Origin of the sequence: Paenibacillus thiaminolyticus (assembly GCF_007066085.1) — a bacterium.
Taxonomy (GTDB): domain Bacteria; phylum Bacillota; class Bacilli; order Paenibacillales; family Paenibacillaceae; genus Paenibacillus_B; species Paenibacillus_B thiaminolyticus.
Genome location: NZ_CP041405.1, coordinates 1,530,009 through 1,556,068, shown reverse-complemented (window position 1 = coordinate 1,556,068; position 26,060 = coordinate 1,530,009). Strand labels below are relative to the sequence as shown.

The 26,060-nt window shown below is 57.6% G+C and carries 27 protein-coding genes and 1 pseudogene; 23 read left to right on the top strand and 5 right to left on the bottom strand.

Features of this window, described 5'->3' with window-relative positions; genetic code table 11:
• Nucleotides 1-11: 11 nt before the first annotated feature.
• The 21 genes and pseudogenes from FLT43_RS06930 (at nucleotide 12) to FLT43_RS06830 (ending at nucleotide 20,910) form a co-directional block, all read left to right on the top strand.
• Nucleotides 12-1,184, top strand: coding sequence for a GNAT family N-acetyltransferase (locus FLT43_RS06930; RefSeq protein WP_087442399.1), 1,173 nt, complete (start codon nucleotides 12-14; stop codon nucleotides 1,182-1,184).
• Nucleotides 1,185-1,342: 158 nt separating this feature from the next.
• The gene (locus FLT43_RS06925; RefSeq protein ID WP_164776262.1) at nucleotides 1,343-1,720 is read left to right on the top strand and encodes a DUF2500 domain-containing protein; all 378 of its coding nucleotides are present in this window, start codon (nucleotides 1,343-1,345) and stop codon (nucleotides 1,718-1,720) included.
• Nucleotides 1,721-1,784: 64 nt separating this feature from the next.
• A complete protein-coding gene (locus FLT43_RS06920) occupies nucleotides 1,785-2,750 on the top strand; it encodes an alpha/beta hydrolase (RefSeq protein WP_087442401.1) in 966 nt (321 codons plus the stop codon).
• A gap of 98 nt (nucleotides 2,751-2,848) precedes the next feature.
• A pseudogene (locus FLT43_RS06915) lies at nucleotides 2,849-3,148 on the top strand (GNAT family N-acetyltransferase); the annotation flags it as partial.
• A gap of 414 nt (nucleotides 3,149-3,562) precedes the next feature.
• Nucleotides 3,563-4,201: a class I SAM-dependent methyltransferase gene (locus FLT43_RS06910; protein ID WP_164776261.1), complete on the top strand. Its 639-nt coding sequence runs from the start codon at nucleotides 3,563-3,565 to the stop codon at nucleotides 4,199-4,201.
• Between the two features lie 98 nt (nucleotides 4,202-4,299).
• A complete protein-coding gene (locus FLT43_RS06905) occupies nucleotides 4,300-4,899 on the top strand; it encodes an HD domain-containing protein (protein WP_087442404.1) in 600 nt (199 codons plus the stop codon).
• 42 nt (nucleotides 4,900-4,941) lie between these two features.
• Entirely contained in the window at nucleotides 4,942-5,946 is a 1,005-nt protein-coding gene (locus FLT43_RS06900; RefSeq protein WP_087442405.1) for a BadF/BadG/BcrA/BcrD ATPase family protein, read from the top strand.
• 89 nt (nucleotides 5,947-6,035) lie between these two features.
• Nucleotides 6,036-6,986 (top strand): phosphotransferase enzyme family protein, encoded by a 951-nt coding sequence (locus tag FLT43_RS06895; protein ID WP_164776259.1) that lies wholly within the window; start codon nucleotides 6,036-6,038, stop codon nucleotides 6,984-6,986.
• Nucleotides 6,987-7,075: 89 nt separating this feature from the next.
• Nucleotides 7,076-7,438, top strand: coding sequence for a DnaJ family domain-containing protein (locus FLT43_RS06890; RefSeq protein ID WP_087442407.1), 363 nt, complete (start codon nucleotides 7,076-7,078; stop codon nucleotides 7,436-7,438).
• A 1,327-nt stretch (nucleotides 7,439-8,765) separates the two neighbouring features.
• The gene (locus tag FLT43_RS06885; RefSeq protein ID WP_087442409.1) at nucleotides 8,766-9,098 is read left to right on the top strand and encodes a hypothetical protein; all 333 of its coding nucleotides are present in this window, start codon (nucleotides 8,766-8,768) and stop codon (nucleotides 9,096-9,098) included.
• 25 nt (nucleotides 9,099-9,123) lie between these two features.
• The gene (essC, locus tag FLT43_RS06880; RefSeq protein ID WP_087442410.1) at nucleotides 9,124-13,122 is read left to right on the top strand and encodes a type VII secretion protein EssC; all 3,999 of its coding nucleotides are present in this window, start codon (nucleotides 9,124-9,126) and stop codon (nucleotides 13,120-13,122) included.
• 18 nt (nucleotides 13,123-13,140) lie between these two features.
• Entirely contained in the window at nucleotides 13,141-13,986 is an 846-nt protein-coding gene (locus FLT43_RS06875; protein ID WP_087442411.1) for a hypothetical protein, read from the top strand.
• A 5-nt stretch (nucleotides 13,987-13,991) separates the two neighbouring features.
• Nucleotides 13,992-15,185 carry a WXG100 family type VII secretion target gene (locus tag FLT43_RS06870; protein ID WP_087442412.1) on the top strand — a complete coding sequence of 398 codons (1,194 nt, stop codon included), beginning with the start codon at nucleotides 13,992-13,994 and terminating at the stop codon, nucleotides 15,183-15,185.
• Between the two features lie 42 nt (nucleotides 15,186-15,227).
• Nucleotides 15,228-15,530, top strand: a complete 303-nt coding sequence (locus FLT43_RS06865) for a DUF4176 domain-containing protein (RefSeq protein ID WP_087442413.1) — start codon at nucleotides 15,228-15,230, stop codon at nucleotides 15,528-15,530.
• 107 nt (nucleotides 15,531-15,637) lie between these two features.
• Nucleotides 15,638-15,913, top strand: coding sequence for a WXG100 family type VII secretion target (locus FLT43_RS06860; RefSeq protein WP_087442414.1), 276 nt, complete (start codon nucleotides 15,638-15,640; stop codon nucleotides 15,911-15,913).
• 127 nt (nucleotides 15,914-16,040) lie between these two features.
• The gene (locus FLT43_RS06855; protein WP_087442415.1) at nucleotides 16,041-17,993 is read left to right on the top strand and encodes a serine/threonine-protein kinase; all 1,953 of its coding nucleotides are present in this window, start codon (nucleotides 16,041-16,043) and stop codon (nucleotides 17,991-17,993) included.
• 47 nt (nucleotides 17,994-18,040) lie between these two features.
• Complete coding sequence (locus tag FLT43_RS06850) at nucleotides 18,041-18,793, top strand: vWA domain-containing protein (RefSeq protein ID WP_087442416.1); 753 nt, start codon at nucleotides 18,041-18,043, stop codon at nucleotides 18,791-18,793.
• Between the two features lie 17 nt (nucleotides 18,794-18,810).
• A complete protein-coding gene (locus FLT43_RS06845) occupies nucleotides 18,811-19,635 on the top strand; it encodes a hypothetical protein (protein WP_087442417.1) in 825 nt (274 codons plus the stop codon).
• A gap of 209 nt (nucleotides 19,636-19,844) precedes the next feature.
• Nucleotides 19,845-20,333: a ribonuclease FAU-1 family protein gene (locus tag FLT43_RS06840; RefSeq protein WP_244194182.1), complete on the top strand. Its 489-nt coding sequence runs from the start codon at nucleotides 19,845-19,847 to the stop codon at nucleotides 20,331-20,333.
• Between the two features lie 75 nt (nucleotides 20,334-20,408).
• Nucleotides 20,409-20,600, top strand: coding sequence for a hypothetical protein (locus FLT43_RS06835; RefSeq protein WP_087442418.1), 192 nt, complete (start codon nucleotides 20,409-20,411; stop codon nucleotides 20,598-20,600).
• 55 nt (nucleotides 20,601-20,655) lie between these two features.
• Nucleotides 20,656-20,910 carry a DUF2164 domain-containing protein gene (locus tag FLT43_RS06830; RefSeq protein WP_087442419.1) on the top strand — a complete coding sequence of 85 codons (255 nt, stop codon included), beginning with the start codon at nucleotides 20,656-20,658 and terminating at the stop codon, nucleotides 20,908-20,910.
• Between the two features lie 117 nt (nucleotides 20,911-21,027).
• Here FLT43_RS06830 and FLT43_RS06825 read toward each other — a convergent pair whose 3' ends face one another.
• Genes FLT43_RS06825 through FLT43_RS06815 form a run of 3 tightly spaced genes read right to left on the bottom strand, consistent with a single transcriptional unit; the run spans nucleotide 21,028 to nucleotide 22,617 of the window.
• Nucleotides 21,028-21,234: a hypothetical protein gene (locus FLT43_RS06825; protein ID WP_087442420.1), complete on the bottom strand. Its 207-nt coding sequence runs from the start codon at nucleotides 21,232-21,234 to the stop codon at nucleotides 21,028-21,030.
• 26 nt (nucleotides 21,235-21,260) lie between these two features.
• A complete protein-coding gene (locus FLT43_RS06820) occupies nucleotides 21,261-21,548 on the bottom strand; it encodes a hypothetical protein (protein ID WP_087442421.1) in 288 nt (95 codons plus the stop codon).
• A gap of 43 nt (nucleotides 21,549-21,591) precedes the next feature.
• Nucleotides 21,592-22,617, bottom strand: coding sequence for a polysaccharide pyruvyl transferase family protein (locus FLT43_RS06815; RefSeq protein WP_244194183.1), 1,026 nt, complete (start codon nucleotides 22,615-22,617; stop codon nucleotides 21,592-21,594).
• Between the two features lie 475 nt (nucleotides 22,618-23,092).
• On the opposite strand from FLT43_RS06815, the gene FLT43_RS06810 reads away from it, so the two are divergent.
• On the top strand, nucleotides 23,093-23,779 hold the full coding sequence (locus FLT43_RS06810) for an HAD family hydrolase (protein WP_087442423.1): 687 nt from the start codon (nucleotides 23,093-23,095) through the stop codon (nucleotides 23,777-23,779).
• Nucleotides 23,780-23,794: 15 nt separating this feature from the next.
• Complete coding sequence (locus tag FLT43_RS06805) at nucleotides 23,795-23,992, top strand: hypothetical protein (protein WP_127510900.1); 198 nt, start codon at nucleotides 23,795-23,797, stop codon at nucleotides 23,990-23,992.
• A 112-nt stretch (nucleotides 23,993-24,104) separates the two neighbouring features.
• On the opposite strand, the gene FLT43_RS06800 is transcribed toward FLT43_RS06805, so the two are convergent.
• Both FLT43_RS06800 and FLT43_RS06795 read right to left on the bottom strand, forming a co-directional pair.
• Nucleotides 24,105-25,064: an ABC transporter ATP-binding protein gene (locus tag FLT43_RS06800; RefSeq protein WP_087442424.1), complete on the bottom strand. Its 960-nt coding sequence runs from the start codon at nucleotides 25,062-25,064 to the stop codon at nucleotides 24,105-24,107.
• Nucleotides 25,061-26,053 (bottom strand): ABC transporter ATP-binding protein, encoded by a 993-nt coding sequence (locus tag FLT43_RS06795; protein ID WP_087442425.1) that lies wholly within the window; start codon nucleotides 26,051-26,053, stop codon nucleotides 25,061-25,063. Before FLT43_RS06795 ends, FLT43_RS06800 begins: the two co-directional genes overlap by 4 nt.
• Between the last annotated feature and the right edge of the window lie 7 nt (nucleotides 26,054-26,060).

The following is a 26,060-nucleotide window of genomic DNA, read 5'->3' as shown; positions in this document are numbered from 1 at the left end:
GGGGAAAGACGATGTCTATCCTGATGAAGGAGCCTCTCCATATCGAAGCGCTGACGTTCAATCAACCGTTCTGCGCCGGCGTCATCCTCGTCCGGGAGGAGCGCGTCGTCATGACGCTCAATGCGGACATGGGCGCCTTGGATGGCCAGGCTGTGATGTCCGATCAGGTCCTGCGCATCGGGGGCGTCGGAGGCGGTCAGGAGTTGGGCGAGACAATGCCCGCCTGCGCGCTGCGGGAAACGAGGGAGGAGCTGGCAACCGACCGGGTGCGGTTGAAGTCGTCGCCAGTAACATATTTTCACGACCTGGACACTGGTGTAGTACGCCCAGTGACAGTGCGTGACGAGTTGGCGCCGTTCCTGCTTCAGCGCGCGACGAATCCGGCGCCGGATCAGCCGTATAAGCAGGGTCTGCCTGTCGGTCCCTACATCTATTACGGCATCTATGCGGCCGAAGCGGATGAATCCGAGCCGCTCGCCCCTGGGGATGATGTCGCGGCGCTGTTGTCTGTCCCGATCGGGAGCTGGGGTGAGATAGAGCAGGGCGTGACGCTGTCCGAAGCGCTGGCTCACGGCTGTACGATAACGGAAGCGGTCCCGCTGCAGCGGGATACCCGACTGCATGTGCCAGACTCCGAATCGATGCGCACCATCATGCGGATGTATCCTCAGTTCATGGAAGCTTCAGGCATTGAGCTTCGTCCGCTGGCGCTGACGGACGGCAGCGATATTTACGAGATGCTGCAGAAGATGGGGCCGGGGGAGAACGGGTTCTCCAACAGCGGATACGGCATTCGCCCGACACAGTTCCGATCCTATCTAAAATCCTACATACAGATGTCGCAAGGGCGCCGCCTCCCCGCGCATCTCGTTCCCCAGAACGTGTATTGGCTGTATGTCCAAGGCTGGCCGGTCGGCATCGGCAAGCTGCGGCATGCGCTGACTGATGCGCTGCGGGAGCGGGGCGGCCATATCGGCTACGCAATTCGTCCCGAAGCGCGCCGGCGGGGATACGGAACAGTCATGCTGCGGCTGCTGCTCGCCGAGGCGAGACGGATCGGCCTGCAGGAAGTGCTTCTTACCTGCGATGAAGACAATACGGCTTCGAGGCGTGTCATCGAGAAGAACGGCGGCCGCTTGGCCGGGACTGGAGACGGTATCTGCAAATATTGGATTGCACTCTGAAGAGGGGTAATCCTGGCGTCGGCAAGGACGGTATTTTTCGCTTCACCTGGGTAGAAGTGGAAAAATAGGTTGCTCATAGCCACCGTGCTCCGGTTATAATATGGAGTAAAGGCAATCCGTCATGAATGAGATTCGGATTATGCAAGCGGGGGGAGACGATGGACACCTTATCCCTAATTTCGGCTGATGGCTTCATCGGTCCCTTTTTCGGGCTGCTGCTGTTCCTGGCCGTCTGCATTATCGCTTACGCCGTGCTGCGGGGGACCGTGCAGTGGCTTCATCATTGCCGCCAGCCGGTTCGTTCGGCAGCTTCTGCCGTCGCGGGCAAGCGGATGGAGCTGCGCCACGAACGCATGCATCATGACGGGTATGTTCATCATCATTCGCTTGCTGTCCATTACGTCGCATTTCGCCTGGAAGACGGAGAGTGCGTAGAGTACAAGGTAAGCCGTGATGAATTCCACCGGCTGGAGGAAGGGGCGGCCGGGCGGTTGTTGGTGCGAGGAACGCGCTATGTCCGTTTCGAACGGCAGTAACGGCGCTCCGCATGGTATTGTAGCAAGTTCATCATGATATCGTTGCAGAAAAAGGGATGATCGTATGTGGAGTTATGTAGTGGCGGGATGCATCTTGTTCATCGTTATCGTAAGTGCGAATTTGCTGGGAAGTCATGTGTTCCGGCGCATGATCCTGGGCAAGCGCTCGCTTCCCGAAGATGCGTTCGCCATGGTGGAAGGCATGGGATTGATGTCAAGGGACGACTTCGAAGCGCTGCCGAAGGAGGAAGCCTCCATCTTATCGAAGGACGGGTTCCGGCTGCGGGGATATTATATCGAGCCGCATCCCGGCGGCCGGAAGGTTGTCATTATCGTGCACGGATATACGGCGAACCACGGCTTTTCGTCCCAATTCATCCCGTTGTTCGCAGACGAAGGCTTCAATGTGCTGCTTATCGACCAGCGCAGTCACGGACGGAGCGAAGGGCGTTACGCAACCTATGGCTTCTATGAACGGGAAGATCTTGACGCCTGGATCGAATGGGTCCGGCACCGTGTAGGCGAAGACGCGTATATCGGCCTCCACGGGCAATCCATGGGCGGGGGCACCGTGCTGATGCATGCCGGGACGGACCCGGAAATCCGCTTCATCATTGCCGATTGTCCATACTCGGATCTGGAGAAGCTGATGCGATACCAGCTGAAGGATTTGAACCGGGTGCCGATTTTTCCTTTCATGGGCATGCTAGAACGGAGGCTGCGGCGTCAGGCGGCCTTCTCCATGCGCGACGTCAAGCCTGTAGAACGGATTCGGGAGCAGGAAGTTCCGCTGCTGCTCATCCATGGCGGCAAGGACGATTTCGTGCCTACCTCGATGAGCGTAGAATTGTATCACGCGAAGACGAAGGGCATCCGGCGGCTGCATATCGTCGACGACGCGGTGCATGCGGGAGCCTATCCCACCGATCCGGAGGGGTATCGTGAGGCTGTACGCGAATTCCTCGCCGAGGTGCGGGAGCAAGAGCGCCAGGAAAGGCTGCCCGAGAGCTCGGCTGCGGTGGAAGGCTGAGATTGTCGGCCGCATGGCTCCGTCCGGCAGCGGAGCGGCGATGACCATTCAGATGAGGAGAGGATAACGAATGGTATCGCAGACCGTTCCACGATCTCCCGCGACTACAGAGGATGATCGATCACAGCGGCCTGCTGATTACGGCCTGGGCGGGGCAGCAGATGGGCGTCGCCAGAGCGGTGTCCGATTTTTCCTACTGCTGTTATTTGTCCGAATTGGCCGTCGACCGCTCGTACCAGAAGCAGGGCGTCGGGAAGACACTGCTGGAACGGCTGAAGCGGAAGCTGAGCGATGAAGTATCCCTTATTCTCATCTCTGTTCCCGAAGCCGAAGCCTTCTTCCTGAAGGCCGGATTCATCCGTTCCGCTCGGAGCTATATCATTCCGCGCTCACGGTAAGGCCTAGCCTTGCCGCCCGAGTCCCGGCCCGGACCTCACCGCAGCGGCCGGACTTAACCGGGGTGGCGGACCGGCTCCGAACGGCCATCTGCCGCTTCAATCGCATTGGCTTGCGATACGCCTTAGACCGCTGCCGCTTCCCGCTCATGCCTAACGGAGCGTGGAAGCTTCCCTTCTCATCTCTTCTCGTTCTCTATCATCGCCCTGTCCCGCTTTGCCGCCGTTTCCCTTTCCGACTCACCTTAGCGAACGGCAGCAGGGCGTCAGTTGACGCCGAGGGATGAAATATGCGATGCTTCTTGTCAAGAAAAGATACATCGTCCGTCGTACAGGTTGGGCGGCTGCTCCTTATCCGGCCATTATGGATCAATGCGAGGCGCAGCCGCCATTATTTTAATTAGAGGAGGACTGCATATGCCCTACAGAGCGATTCCCGAAGAATTGGAGCAATGGTGCGAGCAAGTGAAGTTGGATACCGAAACGGCTTATTTGTCTTACGGTGCGGATGAACCTTGGAAGCAATCGGGTATGTCAGGACCGGAACAGCGCTGGAAGGCGCTGCGCAAGCCGGTAGCCGATGCCGTCGAGCATTCCGGATCCTTCCTGGATATCGGGTGCGCCAACGGTTATTTGCTGGAGTCTGTCATCGAATGGACGAAGGAGCGCGGCATTGCGATCGATCCTTACGGGCTCGATATTTCCGAGAAGCTGATTGAGCTAGCGAAGGAACGTCTGCCCGCCTATGCGGATCATTTCTATGTCGGTAACGCCTTCGCCTGGATTCCGGAGCGGCAGTTCGATTATGTGGCGACGATGCTCGATATTGTGCCGGAGAAGTACGAAGAAGAGTATATTCATTTCCTGTTACAGCATCATGTGACGCCGCAAGGCAAGCTGCTTCTGCTGAAGACCGGAGCTTACGAAGAGCCGGAAGTGTGGCTGCATCGGCGTCTGGGCCGCTACGGCATCATTCATGGCCGCATACTGAACGGCTATGATCCGTTCAATAACCGCCAGACCAGTGTCGCTGTCATTCATCGGGAGGAACGGTAAGCGCGCGGAGCACTGAGGGGGGCCAACCGATCCCAAGGGGCGGATCGCGGACGTGAACCGCTCTTTCGGGGAAATACAGGCTGAAGGAGGTTGGACGAATGGCATCCATGCAGGATAGACTGGAAATGCATATCGAGTTCATCAAAGAAGTGGATAAATTGAAATCGGTCTTCCGGCAATCGTATCTGCTGGATCGGAGCCGGCATGAGAATGACGCCGAGCACACATGGCATTTGACAGTGATGGCGATACTGCTGCACGAGTACGCCAACGAGCGGAATCTGAACCTGCTGCGCGTGCTGAAGATGCTTATCATTCACGATATCGTGGAGATTGACGCCGGAGACACGTTCGCCTATGATGCGCAGGGGCATGAAGACAAATTCGCCAGGGAGTCGAAGGCTGCGAAGCGGCTGTTCGGCATGCTGCCGGAGGAACAGAAAAATGAAATGATGCAGCTCTGGATGGAATTCGAGCAGCGCCAGACGCCAGAGGCCCAATATGCGGCAGCGCTGGACCGGCTGCAGCCTCTGATTCATAACTATACGACAGAAGGGAAATCATGGCAGGAGCATGGGATCACCAGCGATCGGGTTCTGGCCCGCATCGGGGGAATCAAGGAAGGATCGCAGCAGTTGGGCAGGTTCGCGGAAAAGCTGGTCCAGCAAGCGGTCGAGCGTGGCTATTTGGCCAAATAAGCGGTCCTGCCGCTTCATCATTTGAATATGGGGGATGCATGAATGGGCAACATCGTCATCGGCATCGATGGTGGGGGAACGACGACGCGGGTTATGACGGCTTCCTTGGATGGTGCGGTCATCGCTTATGCCGAGAACGGCTGCTGCAATCCGAACAAGGATGTGCAGGCGAAGCAGCATGTCAGAGATGCGCTGCAGGAGGCGGCGGCACGTTCCGGCGGGGCCCCGATTGCTGCTCTGTGCGCCGGCCTGGCCGGTCTGGAATCGGAGCAAGATATGGCATGGGCCGAGGAATTCACCGACGCGTTCGGCGCTGCAACCGCTTCAATCGTGCGGCGGCATGTCAATGACGGGATGGTAGCACATGCGGGAGCCTTTCTCGGAGAGCCGGGAATTATGGCTGTGGCCGGAACCGGTTCCGTCGTGTTCGGGGTGAATGAGGCGGGCCGCATCGTGCGCAATCAGGATTTTCATCACTATGCGACGGCCGCCCGATTTTTATCCTATGAAGCGGTGTACAAAATCATTGCCGGCTACGCGGCTGAGGCGGATCAGGCTTGGGTAGGCGAGATACTCCGTTACTGGGGTGCCGCGAGCGTTGATGAACTGAGCGAGCTGGGAGCCGCCCGCGGCTTCGTCTGCGACGAGCATGAACGAATGCGGCGCTTTGGCGAGATGGCGCCTTATGTTACGAGAGCAGCCGGGGCCGGCGTCCCGTTGGCCCGGCTCGTCTGCGACGAGGCTGCCTCAGCGCTCGAGCAAGGGATTCGCATCGTCGGCTCGCGCTTCAGCGAGGAGACTCTATCCGTCGCGTTCGTAGGCAGTGTCATTCGGGATCCGTATATCCGCCGAATCGTCGCCGAACGGCTGCAGCAGGCTGCCGCGTCCACGCCCGCGTGCGGTCGAAAGCGCTTCCGGGTCATCGAGCCGGCGCTGTCCCCCGTGGCTGGGGCAATCGTCTTGGCGCTGCAATCGATAGGCGTCGCCATTACGCCTGATATACTCGCACGCTTGCAGCGGCATCCGCGTTCACAATCGTCGGATTAGACGGATAGGTATCATTGGATGCTCAGACTCGAGGAGCGGCGGGCGATTTTGACCATTAAATTGAGGTCGGGGGAAGGGAGAGAGGGGCATTGATCCAAAATTTGCTGCCCGCTATTGAAGCGGCTTACGGCATCGATGCGCGAGGTTCAAGATTGCTCGGAGGGTACTATAACCATGTATTCGAGACGTCTGACGGAGCTATGGTCATCAAATGCTGCCGATTCGATCGCGAAGACCCGGCCTTCGTGGAGGCCGAGCTTGCCTGGATGAAGCAGGCGATGGAAGCCGGCCTGCTGGTGCCGGAGCCGGTGCCGGCGAAGAACGGGGGAATGACGGCCAGGCTGGATGGGGAATGCTTCGCCGTCGTCACGAAGAAGCTGAACGGGACTGCCATTCATCCGAGGGAACCGGAGCAGTGGAACGAATGGCTTTTCCGCCAATGGGGGGAAACGATGGGAACGCTGCGCCGGGCGGCACGGCACTATACGGCCGCTTGGGCTCCGCCGTTCCAGGATTGGACGGACGACCGGCTCGTCCGGGAGGCGCTGGATCCTGCCGGAAGCGGCCGCCTCGGTGGAGATGCGCCTGTCTGGGATCTGTGGCTCGAGTGTGTGCAGGAGGCGCAGCGATTCCCTAAGGAGGCCGAACGCTACGGCCTCATCCATCACGATCTGCATCCGGGCAACCTGTTGCGGGTTGGAGACCGGTTGGCGGTGTTGGACTTCGGTGACAGCATGCGCCACTGGTACGCGTATGATATCGCGATTGCCGCGCAGGCGGCCTCGATGAGTGTGCGGAACCGGGAGGAACGGCCGGCCTTCGTAACCCGGTTTTTGGATGCGTTTGCGGGCGGGTATGCGGAGGCGGACAAGCTGCCTGCCGAGGAATGGGGGCGGGTTCCCTTTTTCCTCCGTTATCGAACTATCTATTCGTATCTGTATCACCGGACGAGCAAGCGGCCGGAGGAATGGAGCGCTCAGGAGCAGGCCATTCTGGCACGCATGCGGGAGGATATCCTGAGCGGAGCAACATATGTATGAGATGCTTGCCCGGACTACGCCCTTGGCTCCGGCAGTGAAGCCGGCGGAAGCAGAGCAGAGGATCGAAGCCGAATAGAGGAGGAGCGGACATGAGTGAGCGGCATGGGGACTGGATGGATGAGATTTTCTCGAATTATGCGAAGTCGGGCGGCATGGACGAACTGCCCGGCAAGGGCAAGCCGCTTGATGTGGCAAGCGGGGATGCGCTCCAGAGCGTCATGAAGGAAGCGAATGTGCTCCCTTCCTGGCTGGAGCTTCAAAAAAAGATTCGAAGCCAGCTTGAACAACTGCTGCATCAGGTGGAGGAGCTTGGTAGCGAGCCCGTGGATCAGGCGTTCGAGGAACTGAATCGCAGCATCCGGACCTACAATTCGATGGTGCCGAATGCGCTGCTGCAAAAAGGTATCGTCACGAAGGAAAACATTCGGACGCAATGGACGAAATGGGAATAATCGCTGCTTGGGCTTCCGCGATACGGGAGCTTTTTGAGCTGTCTGGAGATGTCTGGAGATGTCTGGAGTCCCTGGAGTCCCTGGACTCCTTTTGTCCAATCTCCCATGGAGTCAGGAAAATGAATATGCAGGGAAGCTCCTTTTGACCAATCTCCCAACTCGTCAGGAAGAGAGTATGGATGGCAACTCCTTTTGTTCAATCTCCCAACTTGTCAGGAAGAGTATGGAATGGAAGCTCCTTATGTCCAATATCCCGACTCGTCAGGAAGAGTATAGATGGAACCCCTTTTGTCCAATATCCCAACTCGTCAGGAAGAGTATGAATGGAAACTCCTTTTGCGCAGTCTCCCATCTAGTCAGTAAGCGATGTTACACTTTATTCATCATGTATGATGGCCCCGGTTCAAGGAGAAGGAACGGACTAGACCCTCGTGTGATCGAGGAGGAAATCGAATGGTTGAATAGTAAATTGTTATATTAGGGCTAATGAAGTGAGAAGCATTCTGAACGACGGGGAGAGTGAAGAAGAAGGACTGCTGCTAAACTGACCGATTGGGATAGTGATGGTAAGGAAGGAATGGACTGACTGATTGGGATAGCGAACATAAGAAGTGACGGACTGACTGATTGGGATAGAGAAGAGAAGAAGTAACGGACTGACTGACTGGGATAGTGAAGATAAGAAGTGACGGACTGACGGATTGGATAGCGAACATAAGAAGTGACGGACTGAATGATAGGGATAGCGAACATAAGAAGGAACGGATTTTGAGTTATCTGGGAGAATGAGTAAGTTGATGGAGCCGATTGACCATTCCGGGGAATGAAAGGAAGAAGTGATCCGGTCAGCCTATCGGAAGGACGATGGCAAGAAGCGGTCTGACTTTGCAACTGGAAGAGCCTGAATAGTTGGGATAGTGAACGTAAGCAGGCTTGGGCTGGAACCTGGACAGACTTGAGCGGGAATCTGAACAGGAATGAGCAGGAACCTGGAACCTTCCTAGGCCCGGCTCCAGCCTAGCCAGCCAGATGCCAGAAATTAGCAAAAGTCAGACCCCGGGTGGCGAGGCATTCTTTTTGGAACTCTGTCACGAATTCCGTTCTTATGGCTCATTGCAACCGGGTAATTCCAATATATACTAAGTACGGATATGGTATTATCATGTATACTAGTCTGTCGTAGAAGCAGTCCAGTCCTGTCCGGTCCCCCGCAACCGGCGCCGCAGTCGCCCCGGATTGACCGCTCTCCCCCTGCGGGTGTAGAGTGAAATGAGACAGGCAGAGCCGGAGCGGCTCGCATCCGCACGGGAAGAGGAGGGCGCTTGCGATGATGCTGACCGTATCTTCAGGAAGGCAGGGCCAGGAGTGGTTCGACATTGATGTGTCGGAGGATTGCACGGGCCTGCAGTTGAAATCTATTCTCGGATTGAAATTGTTCGGTGAGCCGCCGCGCAATGATGTGCAATATATTCTCGAAGCGAAGCAACCGGAAGGGTTGTGGTTCGTAGTACAGGAACAACAGCGGCTTGCGGAAGCCGGGTTGCGCGAAGGCGCACATATCCGCATCCAACGGGCTTACTCCACGACAACCGACTCGCTTCCTGCATATGGAAGACGAATGCTGTTTCAACCAGAGAAGGACAGGGTAGCGAATAAGTAGCGATTCAGACGAGGAGTTGTTCGCCGTGAACGTACTGTACCAGAGATCACCTAGAATCAAGCCGACGCTGCGCAGGGACAAGCTTGAGATTTTGCGCCCGCCAGCGGAACCGACCCGTCCTACATTTTCGATCATTACGATTATTATGACGTTGGTCAGTGTCGGTTTTTACATATATATGTCAATATCAGGCAAGATGGGCAACAGCAATTATATGATGTTCCAGATGTTGACCATTTTTATGATGCTGACGTCGTATACTCTTCCATTTTTTATGTATTTGAACAATAAGAAGGTGTACGATCGCCGCAAGGTGGAACGCGATCGGATGTACCGCACCCAATTGGATAAGCATCGGGAAGAACTGCAGGAGAAGACAAGGGAGCAATTGGAGGCCATGCAGGCGATCCATGGCGATCCCGAAGTATGCTATCAGATCGTCAAGAACCGGAGCAGCAATCTGTGGGAGCGCGGTCCGGCGGATGACGATTTCATGCATGTGCGAATCGGCACTGGCATGGTGCCATTCTACATGGATATTGAAGTGCCGCGCGTGGACGGCTATGAGCGCGATCCGTTGATTGACGCTGCCCGCGAAGTCGCGGAAGAGTTCAAGCGGGTGGAGCAGGCGCCTATCACGCTCCCTTTGTATCCAGCCAAGGTCATCGGCATCGTCGGTGGCCGGGAAGCGGTAATGAATGCGATCCGCGTCATCACGGCGCAGCTGTCCACCCGGCATTCGCCAGATGAAGTGAAGCTGGCTGCCTTCTATGATGAGCGCGAAGCCGAGGAATGGAGCTGGCTGAGATGGCTGCCGCATACATGGGATGACGAACGGACGCAGCGGTATTTGGCGGATCGACGCAGCGGGGCGCATCAGCTGGCGGACCAGCTGTTCAGCCTGCTGAACCGGAGGAAGAGCTTCCAGACATCCGGTCAGAAGAAGCAGCATCTCCCTTGTTATGTCGTCCTGCTGTCCGATACGCAGTTGGTGGAAGAGGAGCCGCTGTATCCGCTCCTTTTGGAGGATGCTGGCCGAATCGACGCTTGCACGATTGTGCTCTCGGAGAGCAAGGAGCTCCTGCCGATGCAGTGCCAGCTTATCGTGGAAGTGGGCGAATCCGAAGAAACCTATACGCATAAGACGGGAGAAGAAGGCATCGTTCGGAATGCCTTTTCCGCCGATCTTATGTCTCTGGAAGGGATGGACACGCTGGCCCGCTTTATGGCGCCAATCCGCCTGAAGCGCTCGGCCGCGTCCGACATTCCTACCGTCCTGACGCTGTTCGAGATGCTGGGCGTGAAGGAGATCGGCCAGTTGGACGCAGCTTCGCGCTGGCGGAAGAACCGTTATCCCGATACGCTGCCGGTTCCGGTCGGCGTACGCGCGGGAAGCAAGAAGATCATGCTCAATCTTCATGACAAGATTGAGCGCAAGGGACATGGGCCGCACGGCCTGATCGCGGGAACGACCGGTTCGGGGAAGAGCGAAGTTATCCAGTCGCTCATCGCTTCGCTTGCCGCCGAGTTCCATCCCCATGAGCTTGCGTTCATGCTGATTGACTACAAGGGTGGCGGCATGTCGAACACCTTCGTCGATCTGCCGCATGTCGTAGGCACGATAACGAATCTGGACGACAGCTTGATCGAGCGGGCCAAGGTGTCGCTCCGGGCGGAGCTGATCCGCCGGCAGCGCATCTTGAATGATGCCGGGAATCTGCAGCATATCGATGAATATTACCGATCGGACCGGCGGGCGGAGCACCCGCTTCCGCATTTGGTCATCATTATCGATGAATTCGCCCAATTGAAGAAGGATCAGCCGGAGTTCATGGATGAGCTGATCAGCATCGCGACGATCGGCCGGACGCTCGGTGTCCACCTCATCCTGGCCACGCAGAAGCCGGCTGGCGTCGTTGACGAGAAAATATGGAGCAACACCCGCTTCCGCATCTGCCTGCGGGTTCAGAGTGAAGGGGACAGCCGGGATATGCTCAAAATACCGAATGCCGCCTGGATTACCAATCCCGGGAGAGGCTACTTCCAGGTTGGCAGCGATGAAGTGTTCGAAGAGATGCAGTTCGCCTGGAGCGGGGCGCCCTATCTGGTTAAGCGCCAGGATGAAGAGGCCTCGCCTGTCCAGATTTATGAGGTCCGGCTGAATGGCAAGCGGGAACCGCTGCTGACCGGAGAGGAACTCTCCTCCGCGCTGATGGAGAAGGAACCGCCGAAGCAGCTGCAAGTGTTCATCGGCCATGTGGCCGAGACGGCCCGCCGCGAGGGGATTGAGCGGCTTCCGGGCCCTTGGCTCCCGCCGCTACCGGAGCATCTGGAATTGGATGAGGTTCTGGCGCTGCGCGGGGAAGAACCGGCAGGACCATGGCAGGCGGAGCATCCGGAGACCGAGCTCTGTGCCGCGATCGGCTTGGTCGACGATCTGATGCAGCAGCGGCAGGAGCCGCTCCATATGAGCATGGAGCAGGGACATCTTGCCGTATACGGCATGCCGGGCACGGGGAAGACGACCTTCGTCCAGTCCTTGCTGATGTCGCTGGCGAAGCAATTCACGCCGGAACGGTGGCATGGTTATGTCGTGGACATGGGGCGGATGATGAAGGATGTGGCCCAATTGCCTCAGATCGGTTCGGTCATGCTGGCGGAGGAGGAAGACCGCATCAAGCGGCTGTTCCGTTACCTGGGGCAGCAGTTGAGCGAGCGCAAAGAAAGGATATCGGAAGCGGGAGTCAAGACGATCGCCTCCTACCGGAGAGCGGCCCGCGAACAGGTGCCGCACATCGTCGTCGTCATTGACGGATACTTGAACTTCCGGTCGACCTATCCGGAGGAGAATGAACTGCTGGAATATTTGCTGCGCGAGGGCGGAAGTCTCGCCATTACGTTCGTGATTACGGCGAACCGCGTAACCGATATTTTCGAGAAGGTGCGCAGCAATATTCCGCAGGCGGTGTCGTTCGAGCTTGCCGATCCGAGCGACTACTATTTCGCGGTCGGACGGCCGACGAAGGCGCCGGCGCAGCTTCCGCCGGGGCGCGGGCTGGTGAAGGGGGCCGTGCCGCCGCTTGAATTCCAGACGGCGCTGCCATCCAGCGGCCCGGACGAGACCGAGCGGATCCGGCGGCTTCGCGCCGAGATGAAGTCGATCAAGGAGGCGTGGAACGGGAAGGAAGCACCGCCGATCCGGCCGCTTCCTGACCTGGTCCGGCTGCCGGAGCTGCTCCAGGAGCCGGGAAGGCGGGCTCAGGAAGGCGCCGAAGGCTTGTACCGGGTGCCGGTCGGTCTCCGTTCGGACGACCTGGAGCCGTTCCTGATCGATTTGAAGGAAGGCCCTCATTTCGTGGCAGCCAGTCCGATGGAGAGCGGCAAGACGTCATTCCTGTCGAGCTGGATGCTGTCGTTGGCTTATCATGTCTCGCCTGGGCGGCTTCATATCTATATGGTCGATACCCGGTTCGGCGGGGAAGGAATCAGCCGATTGTCCGGTCTTCCTCATGTCAAAGGAGTCGCAGTGCGAGAAGAAGAGATTCCATTCCTCGTGCAGATGATATATGATCAAGTACAGAACCGGACGAAGGAAGCGCATGAACCGGCCCTCTTGCTCGTGATGGACGATGCCGATGATTTATGCAAACAGTTGACTGATTTTTCTGTAAAGGATCAGCTGTCAGCCATCGTACGGCAGGGCCGGGACCGGAATGTCCATGTCGTGCTGGCGGGAGTTCCATCGGAATTCCCGACCTTCGGCGTCGATTGGTTCAACGATGTGAAGGCATCCCAATCGGGATTCCTGTTCGGAACGATTGACGCGAACGACCTGTCCTTCCTGCGCTTGCCGATCTCCGAATCGAACAGCGGCAGCTCCGGAACGAAGATGCTGCCGCCGGGACAAGGATATTTTATGCGACGCAAATTTACCAAACTGAAAGCCGCTTTTCCATATACCGAGTCGTGGACTCCAAATGAATGGTCAGAACGAATTCGCGAACGATGGAATGTACCGGTCTGATGGGGGGTGCATGAATTGATGACGACAGATGACGTTGACAAAGAAGAGAAAAAGTTGAGAGATAGCATTACGCTGGATGCGAAGGAGTTGTACTTTCTGACCGGTATTATCGGTTCTGACCGTTTATTGGGCATCGAAGATCCGTTTCGCGGATGTTTGACGGACGAGATTGCGGAAGAATGGGACCGGGCCAAGTCAGCTCTGCTGAAAAAAGGATATTTGATGGAAGAGCCGAACGGGGTGGAGCTGTCCATGCCCCCGCATGTGTTTTCGAGCGTTGCCGTTACCGGGCTGGCCAAGCGATCATGCTGGGTCAGGTACTCCCATGCAAGCGAGGCGTTCGAAGGGTACCTGCACATGACGGATGAGATGGTCATCCAGCGCGTGCGGTGCAATGAAGATCCGAATCGGTATACGCTCTATGAGATCGGATCGGTAGAAGAGGCGTGCCGTGAGCTTATCGAGAGGATGCGCTGGGCCGACCAGCCGGAGACGGAGATGACCTCGGTGATCTTGTCCAAAAGGCATTTTCACAAGCTGTATGAGCAGGCGCCCCAGCTGACGGTCGAGCAAATGACATGCCAATTGATGACGTTCGACGGAGAAGAAGAAGGGGCACTCGCCCTGGCCCGCTCGATGAAAAATAAAGTCGCGGAAGGAGAATTCCTCTTCCTGGTCTGGAATGAGCAGGATTGGGACGTTCAGGGGCTGGCGTTCATCATTGGCGATTCATGCAACTGGCTGATCCGCAAAAGCTCTAAAGGTGACGAAGATTGGTTGACGGCCACGCCGACGACAAAGGAGCAATTTGCCCAAATGTTCGTGCAGTGGGACCGGCAGCTCGCAAAAGATGAGGGAAGGTGACAACGATGCGTATTCTCGTATATCCGGATGCGCTCCGTGATTTGGGCCGTCAGCTTCAAATTGCGGCGGAACAAATACAAACTATTCAATCGTCTCTGAGTCAGGCGCTGCATACGTTGACATGGGAGTCTTCGATTAGGACATCCGTCATGGAAGAATGGCAGCAGGCATCGCGTCTGTCTTCCCAGATTCACGAGTTGTTGTTCGAGCTGGGCAAGCAAATCAGTACGAAAGCGGAGCAATTCCAGACGGCTGATCAGCAGACGAACAGCATTTTGCCGCCTGGGGCTAAGATCGGATCGGCAACGGCCATATTCAGCGGCATCATGATGGGGGGGACGTCTCTTATTCTTCCTGGGGTTGCACCGGGGCTCGGGACGATCTCGAATCCGAATTCAGCCGTTCGCGCGATGAACGGAGGGGGAACCAGCATCGGATTAAGCTGGAAGCCGACGGAAGCCCAATTATACGGCATCGGCAAGGGCGGCTATGATATGCTGCGCATGCACCGTGACAAATTCAACGTCAATGTGCGGGGAGACGGTTATGTCACGATTAGCGGGGCCCGATCCGACTACGCGATGTCGGAAGGGATTCACGGCACACGGTATGCCGCTTCGAACGCGTCCAATCACCGCAATGTATGGAAGTTCGTCGACCCGAGCATCGCGATGAAGGAAGCCTTCTCGCTCAATGGATGGAGCGCGAAGCTGGGCTATGCCGGCCTCGCCTACGACACGGGAACTGCCGTGATGACGGATTATGAAGCGGGGGGAGCCAGCCGCGCGGTGGCAAGCGGCGTCGTGAACGGCTCGCTCGGCCTGGGCACGATGGCAGCCAGCGCCGCGGTCGGCGCATATGTCGGCTCCGTCGTTCCGGTAGGAGGGACGATCGTCGGGGCCGGAGTCGGATTGGCCGCAGGTGCCGTTATTTCCATGGCCTCGGAAGTCACGGTTAACGGCAAGTCATTGAAAACCTATGCGGTGGACGCGGTAGACAGCGTCGTGGACGGCGCATCCGATTCGGTGTCGGACAGTACGAAGTCGCTCTCAACGAAAGTGCAATCCGTCTCGGACACGGTGGCCGATGGAGTGAAGGCGGTCAAGAGCGGAACGACGAAGACAGCGAAGCGCATCGCCGATTCCGTCTCGGACACGTTCGGGGGGCTTGGCAAATGGTCCCCCGGGAACGGATCTTAACGGGTCAGAGACGCAATTGAACAGAGAAGGGAAGGGTGCGATTTGAAGAATCAAGCAGAACAACTCCGTCCTACACATGACAAGACGTTACTTCCGCTGGGCTCGATCGTATTGCTGCGCGACGGAAGTAAGAAATTGATGATATATGGCCGCAAGCAGCTTCAAATCAAGACAAATCGTCTGTTTGATTATTTGGGCGTCGTCTATCCGGAAGGATACATAGATGAGAACTTTTCCTTTTTATTCAATCATGAGGATATCGACGTTGTCGCCCATGTAGGTTTTTCGAACTATGAAGAAGAAGCTTTCCAAAAAGTTCTTCAAGAAGTCTCAACAGCTAAGTAAAAGGTTATATGGAAATTAGGACCAGGGCCTCTTACCGAGTAGGAATGGATTTCATGTACAATTGACCTAGCATTTATCCTATCCATTTCCAAAGGAGGAAGTTAATAATGGCAGGCCGTATTTTAATAACACCTGAACAAGTGGACCAGGTCGCGAATCAATTCAAGCAGGGCGGAGAGCAAAGCCAACAGGTGGTCTCCGGCCTGACGCAAGCGATTCAAGGCATGGAAGGCCAATGGGAAGGGATGACGAAACAACGCTTCTTCCAGGAGTTCCAGGAAGCGAGCAGACAGATGCAGGCTTTCGTTCAGACGCTGAACGGCATCAGCGAAGAACTGCGCGTGATTGCGAACAAGTTCCGCACTATCGACCAACAGCGCTAATATCTGAATGCGGGGCTGTGCTGCCGCTGCGCATGAACCTGATAAGAAAACCGGGCGTTGTAGCGACTCCCGGTTTTCTTGCAGTATGCCGCATTAGGTAACCTGAATCACCACGGGGGGATGGGGAATGTCATTTCAGCCGAATCCGGGAGATTCGATCCGGCTGTATGAAGCCGATTATCTCATTGGAGAGCACCCGGCTGCTCCCGGTCTGGCTTACGCGCAGGCCGGAAGACAAGGAATCGTATACCAATTGATCCCGCATGACGGCGACGTGCAGGGGATGAAGGCGCTCAAGGTGTTCTTTCCGAAATACCGCATACCGGCCATGGTCTACCAGTCGGATCAGCTGGATGCGTACAGTGCCTTGCCCGGGCTTAGCGTATGCAAGCGGCACATCTTGACTCCTGAAAAAAACGGAGGAATCATCCAGGCGCATACCGACCTGTTATATGCGGTGCTGATGCCATGGGTACATGGCCCTACCTGGTTGGATATTATCGCAGCCCAGCGGGCTCTTACCCGTCGGGAAAGCCTCGAGCTGGCAACATCCCTTGCGCAGATCTGCTCGGGGATGGAGCAAAAAGGATTGGCTCACTGCGATTTGTCTGCGCCGAACGTATTGCTTCCGTTTTTTTCGGAAGTTAACAAGCATCGCAACGGATCCAAGATCGAGCTCGTCGACGTAGAGCAGATGTACAGCCCGAAGCTGGACCGGCCGGACGTGCTTCTCGCCGGTTCGCCAGGGTATGCGGCCCACCGCACCGTTCAAAGCGGATTGTGGAGCGCGTATGCGGATCGGTTCGCCGGAGCGGTCATTCTCGCCGAGATGCTCGGCTGGTCCGATGACAGAGTCATCGGGCGCGCATGGGGCGAGAGTTATTTCGATCAGCATGAAATGCAGACCGCCTGCGAGCGGTACGGATTGATGAAGCGCTCGCTGGAGGAGCGCTGGGGGACGAAGATTGCCGAGCTATTTGTCCGGGCATGGGAGAGCCAAGACTTGAGCAGTTGCCCGACCTTCGGCGAATGGCTCATTATTTTGTCTGGCGTGTCCGCTGACGAGCCGATCACGGTGCAGCCTCAGCCTGAGCCTGCTGGCGGGACGCCAGAGAGCAGGCTGGAGTCCGAGCCGGCCGGGCAAGACCCGGTTCCGCCGTCTGCGACTTCCGGGACGGCAGACTTGTCCGATCCGAACGTGGTGGATCGTCTGTTCAACCAGGCCAGGGAGCTCGAGAAGAAGGGGCAATGGCAGAGCGCGCTTGATGTATACCGTTCGGCGCATCATTTCGTCTCTGCCGGAAGCCCGATGGAGGTTGAACTGGCGGCCGCTATCGCAGGCTTGCAGGAACGGCTGCGCGCGGAGCAGGCTCCGTCCGGGAAGCGCCCGTGGACGCGCCGCAGAACCGCCGCGCTGCTGGCGGCCGGCATTGTCATGCTGCTGCTGGGAGCGAGTCCGCTTGTGTATAATATGCTGCAAGCCGATGCAATGAAGGCGAAGGAGCAGCAGGAGGCGTTGGCCGCGAAGCAGCGGGAAGAGGCGGATCTGGCCCGGAAGCAGGCGGAGGAGGAAGCCCGCCGCAAGCAGGAGGACGAAGCGCGGCTGGCGGCGCATCGTGAGGAAGAGGCGAAGAAGGATCAGGAGTGGAAGAAGCTGGAGCAGCAGAAGCTGGCTGAGCAGAAGCGGGCTGAACAGAAGAAGAAGGAAGAAGAGCGGAAGAAGCTTCAGGAGAAGTATGATAAGCAAGCGAAATATGAGATGTACCTCCAGTGGAAGCAGCAGCAGGCCGAGGCGCAGAAGCGCAAGCAGGAGGAAGAGGCCCGCAAGCGCAAGGAGCAGGAGGAAGAACTGGAGCGGATTCGGGAGCGGGATGCGGTCCTGCTCGTGGCCTCCTATAACAAGACCTATAATTCCGCCAAGCGGGATAATCATGAGAAGGCTCGAAAGACAGCGCTGGAATTCGCGAATCGCTATGAGAAGGATCCCGATTACTTCAATAAGAAGCCTGACATGTCCGCCCGGGCGGGACATATTTATAAATATTTGAAAGATCGGGAGCATGAGCTTCCCGATATTTAATCATTGAATCCGAAAAGCATGACAGAACTGAGGTGACACCGAAGCGGATGAATTATACCATACAAGCTTCCCAACGGACGCCGGCGCTCATTATTTATCTCATTGACATTAGCGCTTCGATGAATATGCTGATGGACGGGAAGCGCCGGATTGACATTGTATACGAAGCGCTATCCTTGGCGATTCGGCAGATGGTGTTCCGTTCCACCAAGGGCAACCGGCTGACTCCCCGGTACCGCCTGGCTATACTGGCCTACAGTGACGATGTATACGATCTGCTGAACGGCATCAAGGGTATCGACGAGATCGCCAGTCTTGGCTCGCTGCCGGATCTGACGCCGGTCCGGTTCTCCGATTCGGCCAAGGCGTTCCGGCAGGCGGAGCGGATCCTTGAGGGGGAGCTGCCGAATATGCAGGACTGCCCGGCTCCGCTTGTGTGCCATATGACCGACGGGGTCGCGACAGGGGAGGACCCGGAGCCGATCGCGAAGCGGATTATGCAAATGAGCGTGCCGGACGGCAATGTGCTGGTGGAGAATATTTTCATATCCGATCATATTATGGGCTCGCCGATCGCGGAGCCGCGCCGCTGGAAAGGAATTATGGCGGACACGCCATTCAAGGATGAGCATGCCGGGAAGCTGCGCAACATGTCCTCCGTCCTGCCGGAGAGTTACCGGGAGATGCTGGTCGAGGCGGATTATCAGCTCGCTCCCGGCGCGCGCATGATGCTCCCCGGAAGCTGCGCGGAGCTCGTGTCCATCGGGTTCCAGATGTCGGCGGCGACGCCGGTTCGGTAGGGATGGGGAGATTGCGCATGCGAATTGGCCGAAAAAAGTCGTCCCGACATGATACGGCGGTACAGCGAATCCTGTGCTCCCAGCATATGGAGCATCCCGTAACGATCATTGACCACCCGTACCGGTGCAGGTACGGCTATGCGCGGGCGGAGGAGACGGTCCAGCAGCGCGAGAACGGGCAGGACTTCCTCGGACTGCATCTGCAGGGCAACGGCTGCAGCTTCGTGCTGTGCGACGGGGTCAGCCTGAGCTATCAGGGCGACTTCGCCGCCCGGTTCCTGGGCGAGCGGCTGCTCAGCTGGCTCGCAGACCTGGGAGCGCCGCTGAGCGAGCAGGCCTTCCATGCCTATATCGGAGGGCTGACCGGCCCGGCGACTGAGGCGGTAGAAGGTCTGCCGATACCTCATGGCACGCCGCGGCTGCTGAGGGAAGTGCTTGAAGAGAAGCGTTGCCGCGGCAGCGAATCGATGTTCATCTGCGGCCGCATCGAGCGTGCCAGCCGCAGCGGGCTTCGCAAAGGAAGACTGTGGCTGGCGTGGCAGGGCGACTGCCGTCTGCGCCTGTGGGTGAACGGCACGGAAGTGAAGGCGCCGTTCCAGGATAAGAGACGCATCGGCGAGCGTTGGTCTACGTTAACCGGCCCGGTCGGCGGTGAGCCGCATCTGTTCACGATGGAGCTGCCCGGTTCCGGGACGTACCGGCTGCTTTGTTATACGGATGGGTTGCGCGAGCTGGACGGCTGCAGCGGGACGCCATCAGATGCGGAGCTTCAGCGGATGCTGGATCAGCCGCAGGGCGGCGCGCTGACGGATGACGCCTCATTTATTGAGGTGTCGTGGTGAGGTAAGGTATGCTGGTCTGCTATTCATACGCCAAGAAAGGACATCGGGAGCGATGTTCTTTTTTTTGCAGATTTTCCGGCGGATTAACGGTATAATGGAAGAGATTTACGGAGAACGTGTATTTGGAGAGAAGAAAGGTTGACTTCATGAAACGAAAACATGCTGACCGCAGTGACTGGAAACGGATCGAAACGCGTGAGTTTGCTATCATGCGTCAGGAAACCGATGCTTTCTCAGGCTATGTGACGCTGCTCCATTTCCATGCCGTGCGTGCGCCGCTTATTAAAAAAATGGACGGACGGAAGCTCGTGCTGGCGGATGCCGGCTACTATTGGATGCAGCATTTCCCGCAAGGGAAGCGTTATTCCGTGACGACGATGCTGAATGACCAGGAAGAAGTGGTCCAGTGGTATGTGGACGTCTGCGAGCCTCCCGTATTGGATGAGCGCGGGATTCCGTATTATGACGATTTGTATCTGGACGTCGTCCTGCTCCCGTCAGGGAAGAGGTTCTTGCTGGATGAAGAGGAATTGGACGAAGCGCTGCGCCTGGGACGCATTTCGGAGGAACAATACCGGCTGGCGTCCGAGGAAGCGCATCATTTGATGGAACATATAACAGAGCTGGCTGCCGTGCGCAACGGGATGGATGATTTCCGCCAGCTGAAGCTGCTGCTGCGTCCTTACCCGAACGGATAGGGTTGTGGGGCAGCTTGCCGGCCGTGGCTGGCGGGGATGGCGCAGTGCGAATCATAACAGAGGGAGGCAGGTTCGATGGATATCGGATTTTTTTCATTTTTCGGATTTATCCCGCTTCTTATTTATATGGTGGTGTTCGTCCTTGGGGTCTACATCTGTATTCTGGTCATCCGTGCGCTGCACAGAACAATCCGATGGTTGGACTTGTCTATTCACGAGAAGGAGAGCCGAATCGGACAGCCTCCGGTCTATCCGCCGGATCGCTGATGCGATCCCTATGGCTGTGATTGAAGTTCAACGCAAGCAACGAAGGAGGTATGGCATGAATCCGATTAAGCTGCCCAGAGAACGGAAGGAACATATTATAGAGCAGGTGAAGCAGTATTTCGCGGAAGAACGCTCGGAGGAGCTTGGTGATATCGGAGCGGAGCAGCTCATTGATTTTATGATCAAGGAATTGGGCCCGCATTTGTATAATCAGGCGGTTCAGGATGCAAGGAAGCTGCTTCTCGAGCGGATGGCCGCTCTGGAAGACGATCTGTACGCACTGGAGCGTCCCGTCCAAGGACATCGTTAAGCAACGGCTTAGCTCTGCACCCGGGGGCTTGGCACCCGCTGGACTGGGAGGGGAATGGCCATAGCGATTACCGGCAGTGCCGGGGCGCACGCTCCCTTCCCGTGCGCCCCAGCACCATCATCCGTCTGCAGGAATGCGGACGAATTCGATCGCTTGCAGCGGAATGGCGGCGATTTGTCCGGAAGGCCCGTCCACAATTGGCGGAACTTTGAGGGTGAGAGTGGAACTGCCGACGGATTGCACTCTGCCCGCCGTCACGCCATGAGCGGTAATGATTTCGACCACCGTCCCGATATACCCCCGCAGCAGTTGGCGAAAGTTCATCGCGAAGTCTCCTCTCTTCTTGCCGATTATTGGATATACGTGACTTTGGAAAACGGAATGATCGCGCGGGCGCCGGCAGTCTCCCTTAGCTGTAGCACTCCGGCCCCTACGCAGAGGAGCACGCCCCGTACTTCAGCGCTTGGGGTGTAGACCACGATCTCTCTCCCCACCTTGAACTCCAGGAACCGTCTTAATTCTTGATTAGGCACGACTCCAGAAGCCGCTTCGTCTACTCCATGAGCCAATTCCTCCACTTTTTCCTCCAGATGACGAACCTTGCTGTCAAGCCGGCCGTACCCGAACCATAACCACATCTTTGCTTCCTCCTCTCCCACGATCATCATGTTCAGAGAGCTATCAGAACCGGCGATGCTGCCGGCATTGCTGCTCTATATCCGCCTTCAGTCGGTGAAGCTGGCGCACGCTCTCGCGTTCGGCCTGGCGAATGCGGGGCAGCGCCGCCTGCGCCTTGGCCTGGCCGTGTTCGAGGAAGTCCTCGATTCGCGGCCAATAGACCTCCTCAGGCTCCTGATAGGAGCAGATATATTCCTCCATGCCGAACTGTCTGAGCAGACTGCGGACCTTGTTCATCTTGCTGAAGGCGAACACGGGCTTCCCGGCGCGCAGCGCGGCGAGCGACGGATGCAGCTTATAGGAGATCAGCATATCCATGGACTGGATGATGCTATAGGTGACATCCAGCTCCATGAGCAGCGGCAGCGATTCGACGGAGGCGCGGGGATCGCGAGCCTTCATGGCTTGGTACAGCCGATTGCACATGCCGAAGTCGGAGAAGCCGTTGGTCGGATGATTGATGACGGGGATAAGGGCGAGATGGTAGCCTTGGCCCGACAACCGGAGGAAGAGCCGGAGCATCGCTTCGAACGGGAAGGAGGAATAGGCGAATATGACGATGCCGATCGTCGGCCTGTCAGACAACCGCTTCACGGGGAAGCGGGGTTCTTGATAGCCGAAAGCGATGTCCGGCGCCATCGTTGGATACGGGTGAAATCCGGCCCGGGAAGCGATAGCGAGCGAAAGGGCGTCGCGGAATACAGCCTTTTGGGCCCGCTGTATCCGTTCCTGGTACCGATTAACCTGATCTTTCGGCCATGTTTCTTCCGGATACGCGTCGACAATGCTGACGCTGTACACCCAGGTCGGATGATTGCGCAGCGCCGCCGGGAAGTAGTAAGGGTTGAAGGAATACAGCGTAATCAGATCCCCGCCGCCGATGATGACGGCATCGGTATCATCCGGGCTCATCTGCGGCAGCCAGGGGTAGACGGCATGTCCGTCGAACCGCTTCTGCAGCGTCCGCAGGCATACATCGTTGCCGAAGTTCCCCATTCCGTAATATCCGCATACCGCAATATGCATCATTGCACCTCCCTCTACTTTAACATGAACCGGCCAGCTCAGCCCGGATAATGATCGCGGTTGAACTGGCTTTGGCTTGCCGCTCCCCTCCTTACCATATGCGCGATTGATAGAATCGAGATTCCGCTTCCGCCTTTTGTTGCGCAAAATCAATATTTGCCATGCCGCTTGCTTGCCGCGCTCTGGCTCATCTTCGTGGCGGGGCGGAAGGAGTGATGGGGCGGAAGGAGCTGAATGAAGAAAGAGCCGCCCCGCATTCCTAGGTCAGTCAGCCTATCCGGGAGGCCCCAAGTCCCTTTTTCAGGAAATGACTCTCTTCTTGCGGAACGGGTTTGCTATACTGAAAGTATTCTCGACGCTTCTCGGCGGGATTCTTCAGTGCAGGCAGCCAGGCCCGGAACGTGCGGGCAGGTACAGGCGAGGCGCATTCATACGGAACATCGGCCAGAAGTCATACGGGTAAGGGGATGGGACGTTCATGGCGAAGTACAAGGCCCTATTTATTAACTTCTATGGAACGCTGGCATGGGAAGATGAGAACATTTTGCAGATTGTGTTCCGTAATATCCAGGTGAATTCCCGCCGGGCATGCAGCCTGCAGGAGATTGGCACTTACTGGTGGCAGAGCTTGTCCAGACTGCTTCTCGAGAGCTACGGCAGCGCTTATCAGAGCCAGCGCCAGCTCGCGTGGGAATGCCTGGCCGAGACGCTGATTTATTTCGATTCGTTCAGCCGGCCGGACGATCTGCTGGCGCTGCAATACGCCAATTGGGAGCAGCCTAACCTGTACGAGGATGCGAGACGGTTCGTGGAACAGGCCCGCCAATCCTATCCGGTCTATATTTTGTCGAATACGGACCGGGCCGATATCGAGGCGGCTCTGCGCCTGCATGCTTTACAGGTGGACGGGGTCATTACGAGCGAGGATGTCCGCGCCTACAAGCCGCGGCCGGAGATGTTCCGCTCCGCTCTAGAGCAGTTCGGCGTAAAGGGGGCGGATGTGCTGCATATCGGGGATTCTTTGAGCGGCGATGTGGGGGGCGCAACGAATGTCGGAATCGATGCAGTCTGGCTGAACCGGAAGAACAAGCGGGGCAGCTTCCCCCATACCCGGTTCATCTGCAGCGATCTGTTTCAGTTGTCTTCTTATTTGCTACAAGCATGAACGCGGCGGGCGAGGATGAGGTCTGGTTCGGCGAAGATGCCGCTCATTGGCTTGTCCGCTCGGCGCCGCGCGGAACGAAGCGTAGCAACCGATGATGGGCGGAGCAGACGGCTTCGCAAGCCGGAACGGGATGATGCGGATCGCGCCGCAGGGGAGGCTGAACGGAACGCGTTCGGCCTCCTGTCACATCTTCTATCACAACTTCTGTCGTAACTTCTGTCGTATCCCTGTATCTTCTATATTGTATCTTCTATATTGTATCTTCTTCTTGTATAGCTTCTACTTGTATCTTCTGCTCTGTCTCCTGCGGCGGATCGCAGTTGGCTTAGGCCTGGTGACAGGCGACAAAATGTCCCGGCTTCGCTTCCTGGAAGTCAGGCTTGCGCTCGGCGCAAGTCCTGGTCGCATACGGGCATCGCATCCGGAAGGAGCAGCCGCTAGGCGGATGCAGCGGACTCGGCAGCTCGCCGCTCAGCATGATCCGCTCCTTGCCGGCCTCGATGTCGGGATCGGGGACGGGAATGGCGGACATGAGCGCGCGCGTATACGGGTGAAGCGGCTCGGCGTACAGCGTCCCGCTGTCGGCGATCTCCACGATCTGGCCTAAGTACATGACGGCAACCCGATCGCTGATATGCTTGACCATGGACAGATCATGCGCGATGAACAGATAGGTCAGGCCGAGACGCTTCTGCAGATCCTGAAGCAGATTGACGACCTGGGCCTGTATGGATACGTCCAGCGCCGAGATTGGCTCGTCGCAAATGATGAACTTCGGATCGACCGCCAGCGCGCGGGCGATTCCGATGCGCTGGCGCTGGCCGCCCGAGAACTCATGCGGATAGCGGGTGGCATGATCCGGATTGAGCCCGACCAGATGAAGCAGCTCCTCGACCCGCTTCCTGCGCGCCGAACGGCTGTCGGCCAGCCTGTGAATGTCCAGCGCCTCCCCGATAATGTCCATGATGGTCATGCGCGGATTCAGCGATGCGTACGGGTCCTGGAAGATCATCTGCATCTCGCGGCGGAACGCCTTCAGCTGCCGCGGCTTCAGCCGGTATATATTCGTCCCCCCGTACCAGGCTTCCCCGTCCGTCGGCTCGTATAAGCGGAGGATCGTCCGTCCCGCCGTCGATTTGCCGCACCCCGATTCGCCAACCATTCCGAGCGTTTCTCCTCTGCGAACGGTGAAGCTGATATTATGGACGGCCTTCAGCGTCTGGCCTCGCCCAAGGTGGAAATGCTTGCTCAGCCGGTTGATCCGGAGCAATGGCTCAGTGCTCATCTGGCCACCTCCCGTGCCAGCGGATGCAGCTGCCAGCAGCTCGCGCTGTGGGTTCCGCTGATGGCGGTCGATTCCGGCTGCCGTTCCTGGCAGACTCGCATCGCGTCGTTGCAGCGGGCCCAGAACGGGCAGCCGTCCGGCGGCTTGGCGAGATCGGGCGGGGTGCCGTAAATCGGCACGAGCGGCTCATCCTTGCTCTGATCGATCCGCGGCAGGGAACGAAGCAGCCCTCGGGTATACGGATGCTGCGGCTGCTTGAATATGTCCCGCTTCGTGCCGGTCTCGACGATTTGGCCCGCATACATGACGATGACGCGGTCGCACAGATCCGCCACGATGCCAAGATCGTGCGTAATCAGAATGATTGATGTCCCGAAGTCGCGCTGCAGCTGCTTGAGCACGCGCAGAATCTGGGCCTGAATCGTTACGTCGAGCGCCGTCGTCGGCTCGTCTGCGATGAGCAGCGCCGGGCGGCAGGCCAAGGCAATGGCGATCATGGCCCGCTGCCTCATGCCGCCGGAGAACTCATGCGGATATTGGGAGAAGCGTGTGGCCGGATGGGGGATGCCGACCATCTCCAGCATCTCTATGGCCTGCCGCTTGGCAGCCTGCGGTGCCATACGCTGATGCTTCGTCAGCACTTCGGTAATCTGGCGTCCGATCGTCATCGTCGGATTGAGCGATGTCATCGGATCCTGGAAGATCATCCCGATGTCTTTGCCCCGGATGGATTGCATGTCCCGCTCCTTCACGCGCAGCAGATCCTTCCCCTGGAACCGGATCACCCCTTGATGAATGCGGGCGGGAGGATGCGGCAGAAGACGCATGATCGCTTGGGCGGTCACACTCTTGCCGCAGCCGGATTCGCCGACGATGGCGACGGCTTCGCCGGGCTGGACATGGAATTCGATGCCGCGCACGGCCTGCACCTCGCCGCCGCGGACATGGAAGGAGACATGGAGATCTTGGACTTCTAACAAGCGCTGCATGGGCGAA

What these genes read in the sequence shown, in the direction of transcription:
- FLT43_RS06930 (WP_087442399.1), top strand. Translation starts at nt 12, where the DNA reads ATGTCTATCCTGATGAAGGAGCCTCTCCATATCGAAGCGCTGACGTTC.
- FLT43_RS06925 (WP_164776262.1), top strand. Translation starts at nt 1,343, where the DNA reads ATGGACACCTTATCCCTAATTTCGGCTGATGGCTTCATCGGTCCCTTT.
- FLT43_RS06920 (WP_087442401.1), top strand. Translation starts at nt 1,785, where the DNA reads ATGTGGAGTTATGTAGTGGCGGGATGCATCTTGTTCATCGTTATCGTA.
- FLT43_RS06910 (WP_164776261.1), top strand. Translation starts at nt 3,563, where the DNA reads ATGCCCTACAGAGCGATTCCCGAAGAATTGGAGCAATGGTGCGAGCAA.
- FLT43_RS06905 (WP_087442404.1), top strand. Translation starts at nt 4,300, where the DNA reads ATGGCATCCATGCAGGATAGACTGGAAATGCATATCGAGTTCATCAAA.
- FLT43_RS06900 (WP_087442405.1), top strand. Translation starts at nt 4,942, where the DNA reads ATGGGCAACATCGTCATCGGCATCGATGGTGGGGGAACGACGACGCGG.
- FLT43_RS06890 (WP_087442407.1), top strand. Translation starts at nt 7,076, where the DNA reads ATGAGTGAGCGGCATGGGGACTGGATGGATGAGATTTTCTCGAATTAT.
- FLT43_RS06885 (WP_087442409.1), top strand. Translation starts at nt 8,766, where the DNA reads ATGATGCTGACCGTATCTTCAGGAAGGCAGGGCCAGGAGTGGTTCGAC.
- FLT43_RS06875 (WP_087442411.1), top strand. Translation starts at nt 13,141, where the DNA reads ATGACGACAGATGACGTTGACAAAGAAGAGAAAAAGTTGAGAGATAGC.
- FLT43_RS06870 (WP_087442412.1), top strand. Translation starts at nt 13,992, where the DNA reads ATGCGTATTCTCGTATATCCGGATGCGCTCCGTGATTTGGGCCGTCAG.
- FLT43_RS06860 (WP_087442414.1), top strand. Translation starts at nt 15,638, where the DNA reads ATGGCAGGCCGTATTTTAATAACACCTGAACAAGTGGACCAGGTCGCG.
- FLT43_RS06855 (WP_087442415.1), top strand. Translation starts at nt 16,041, where the DNA reads ATGTCATTTCAGCCGAATCCGGGAGATTCGATCCGGCTGTATGAAGCC.
- FLT43_RS06850 (WP_087442416.1), top strand. Translation starts at nt 18,041, where the DNA reads ATGAATTATACCATACAAGCTTCCCAACGGACGCCGGCGCTCATTATT.
- FLT43_RS06845 (WP_087442417.1), top strand. Translation starts at nt 18,811, where the DNA reads ATGCGAATTGGCCGAAAAAAGTCGTCCCGACATGATACGGCGGTACAG.
- FLT43_RS06840 (WP_244194182.1), top strand. Translation starts at nt 19,845, where the DNA reads ATGCGTCAGGAAACCGATGCTTTCTCAGGCTATGTGACGCTGCTCCAT.
- FLT43_RS06835 (WP_087442418.1), top strand. Translation starts at nt 20,409, where the DNA reads ATGGATATCGGATTTTTTTCATTTTTCGGATTTATCCCGCTTCTTATT.
- FLT43_RS06830 (WP_087442419.1), top strand. Translation starts at nt 20,656, where the DNA reads ATGAATCCGATTAAGCTGCCCAGAGAACGGAAGGAACATATTATAGAG.
- FLT43_RS06825 (WP_087442420.1), bottom strand. Translation starts at nt 21,234, where the DNA reads ATGAACTTTCGCCAACTGCTGCGGGGGTATATCGGGACGGTGGTCGAA.
- FLT43_RS06820 (WP_087442421.1), bottom strand. Translation starts at nt 21,548, where the DNA reads ATGTGGTTATGGTTCGGGTACGGCCGGCTTGACAGCAAGGTTCGTCAT.
- FLT43_RS06815 (WP_244194183.1), bottom strand. Translation starts at nt 22,617, where the DNA reads ATGATGCATATTGCGGTATGCGGATATTACGGAATGGGGAACTTCGGC.
- FLT43_RS06810 (WP_087442423.1), top strand. Translation starts at nt 23,093, where the DNA reads ATGGCGAAGTACAAGGCCCTATTTATTAACTTCTATGGAACGCTGGCA.
- FLT43_RS06805 (WP_127510900.1), top strand. Translation starts at nt 23,795, where the DNA reads ATGAGGTCTGGTTCGGCGAAGATGCCGCTCATTGGCTTGTCCGCTCGG.
- FLT43_RS06800 (WP_087442424.1), bottom strand. Translation starts at nt 25,064, where the DNA reads ATGAGCACTGAGCCATTGCTCCGGATCAACCGGCTGAGCAAGCATTTC.
- FLT43_RS06795 (WP_087442425.1), bottom strand. Translation starts at nt 26,053, where the DNA reads ATGCAGCGCTTGTTAGAAGTCCAAGATCTCCATGTCTCCTTCCATGTC.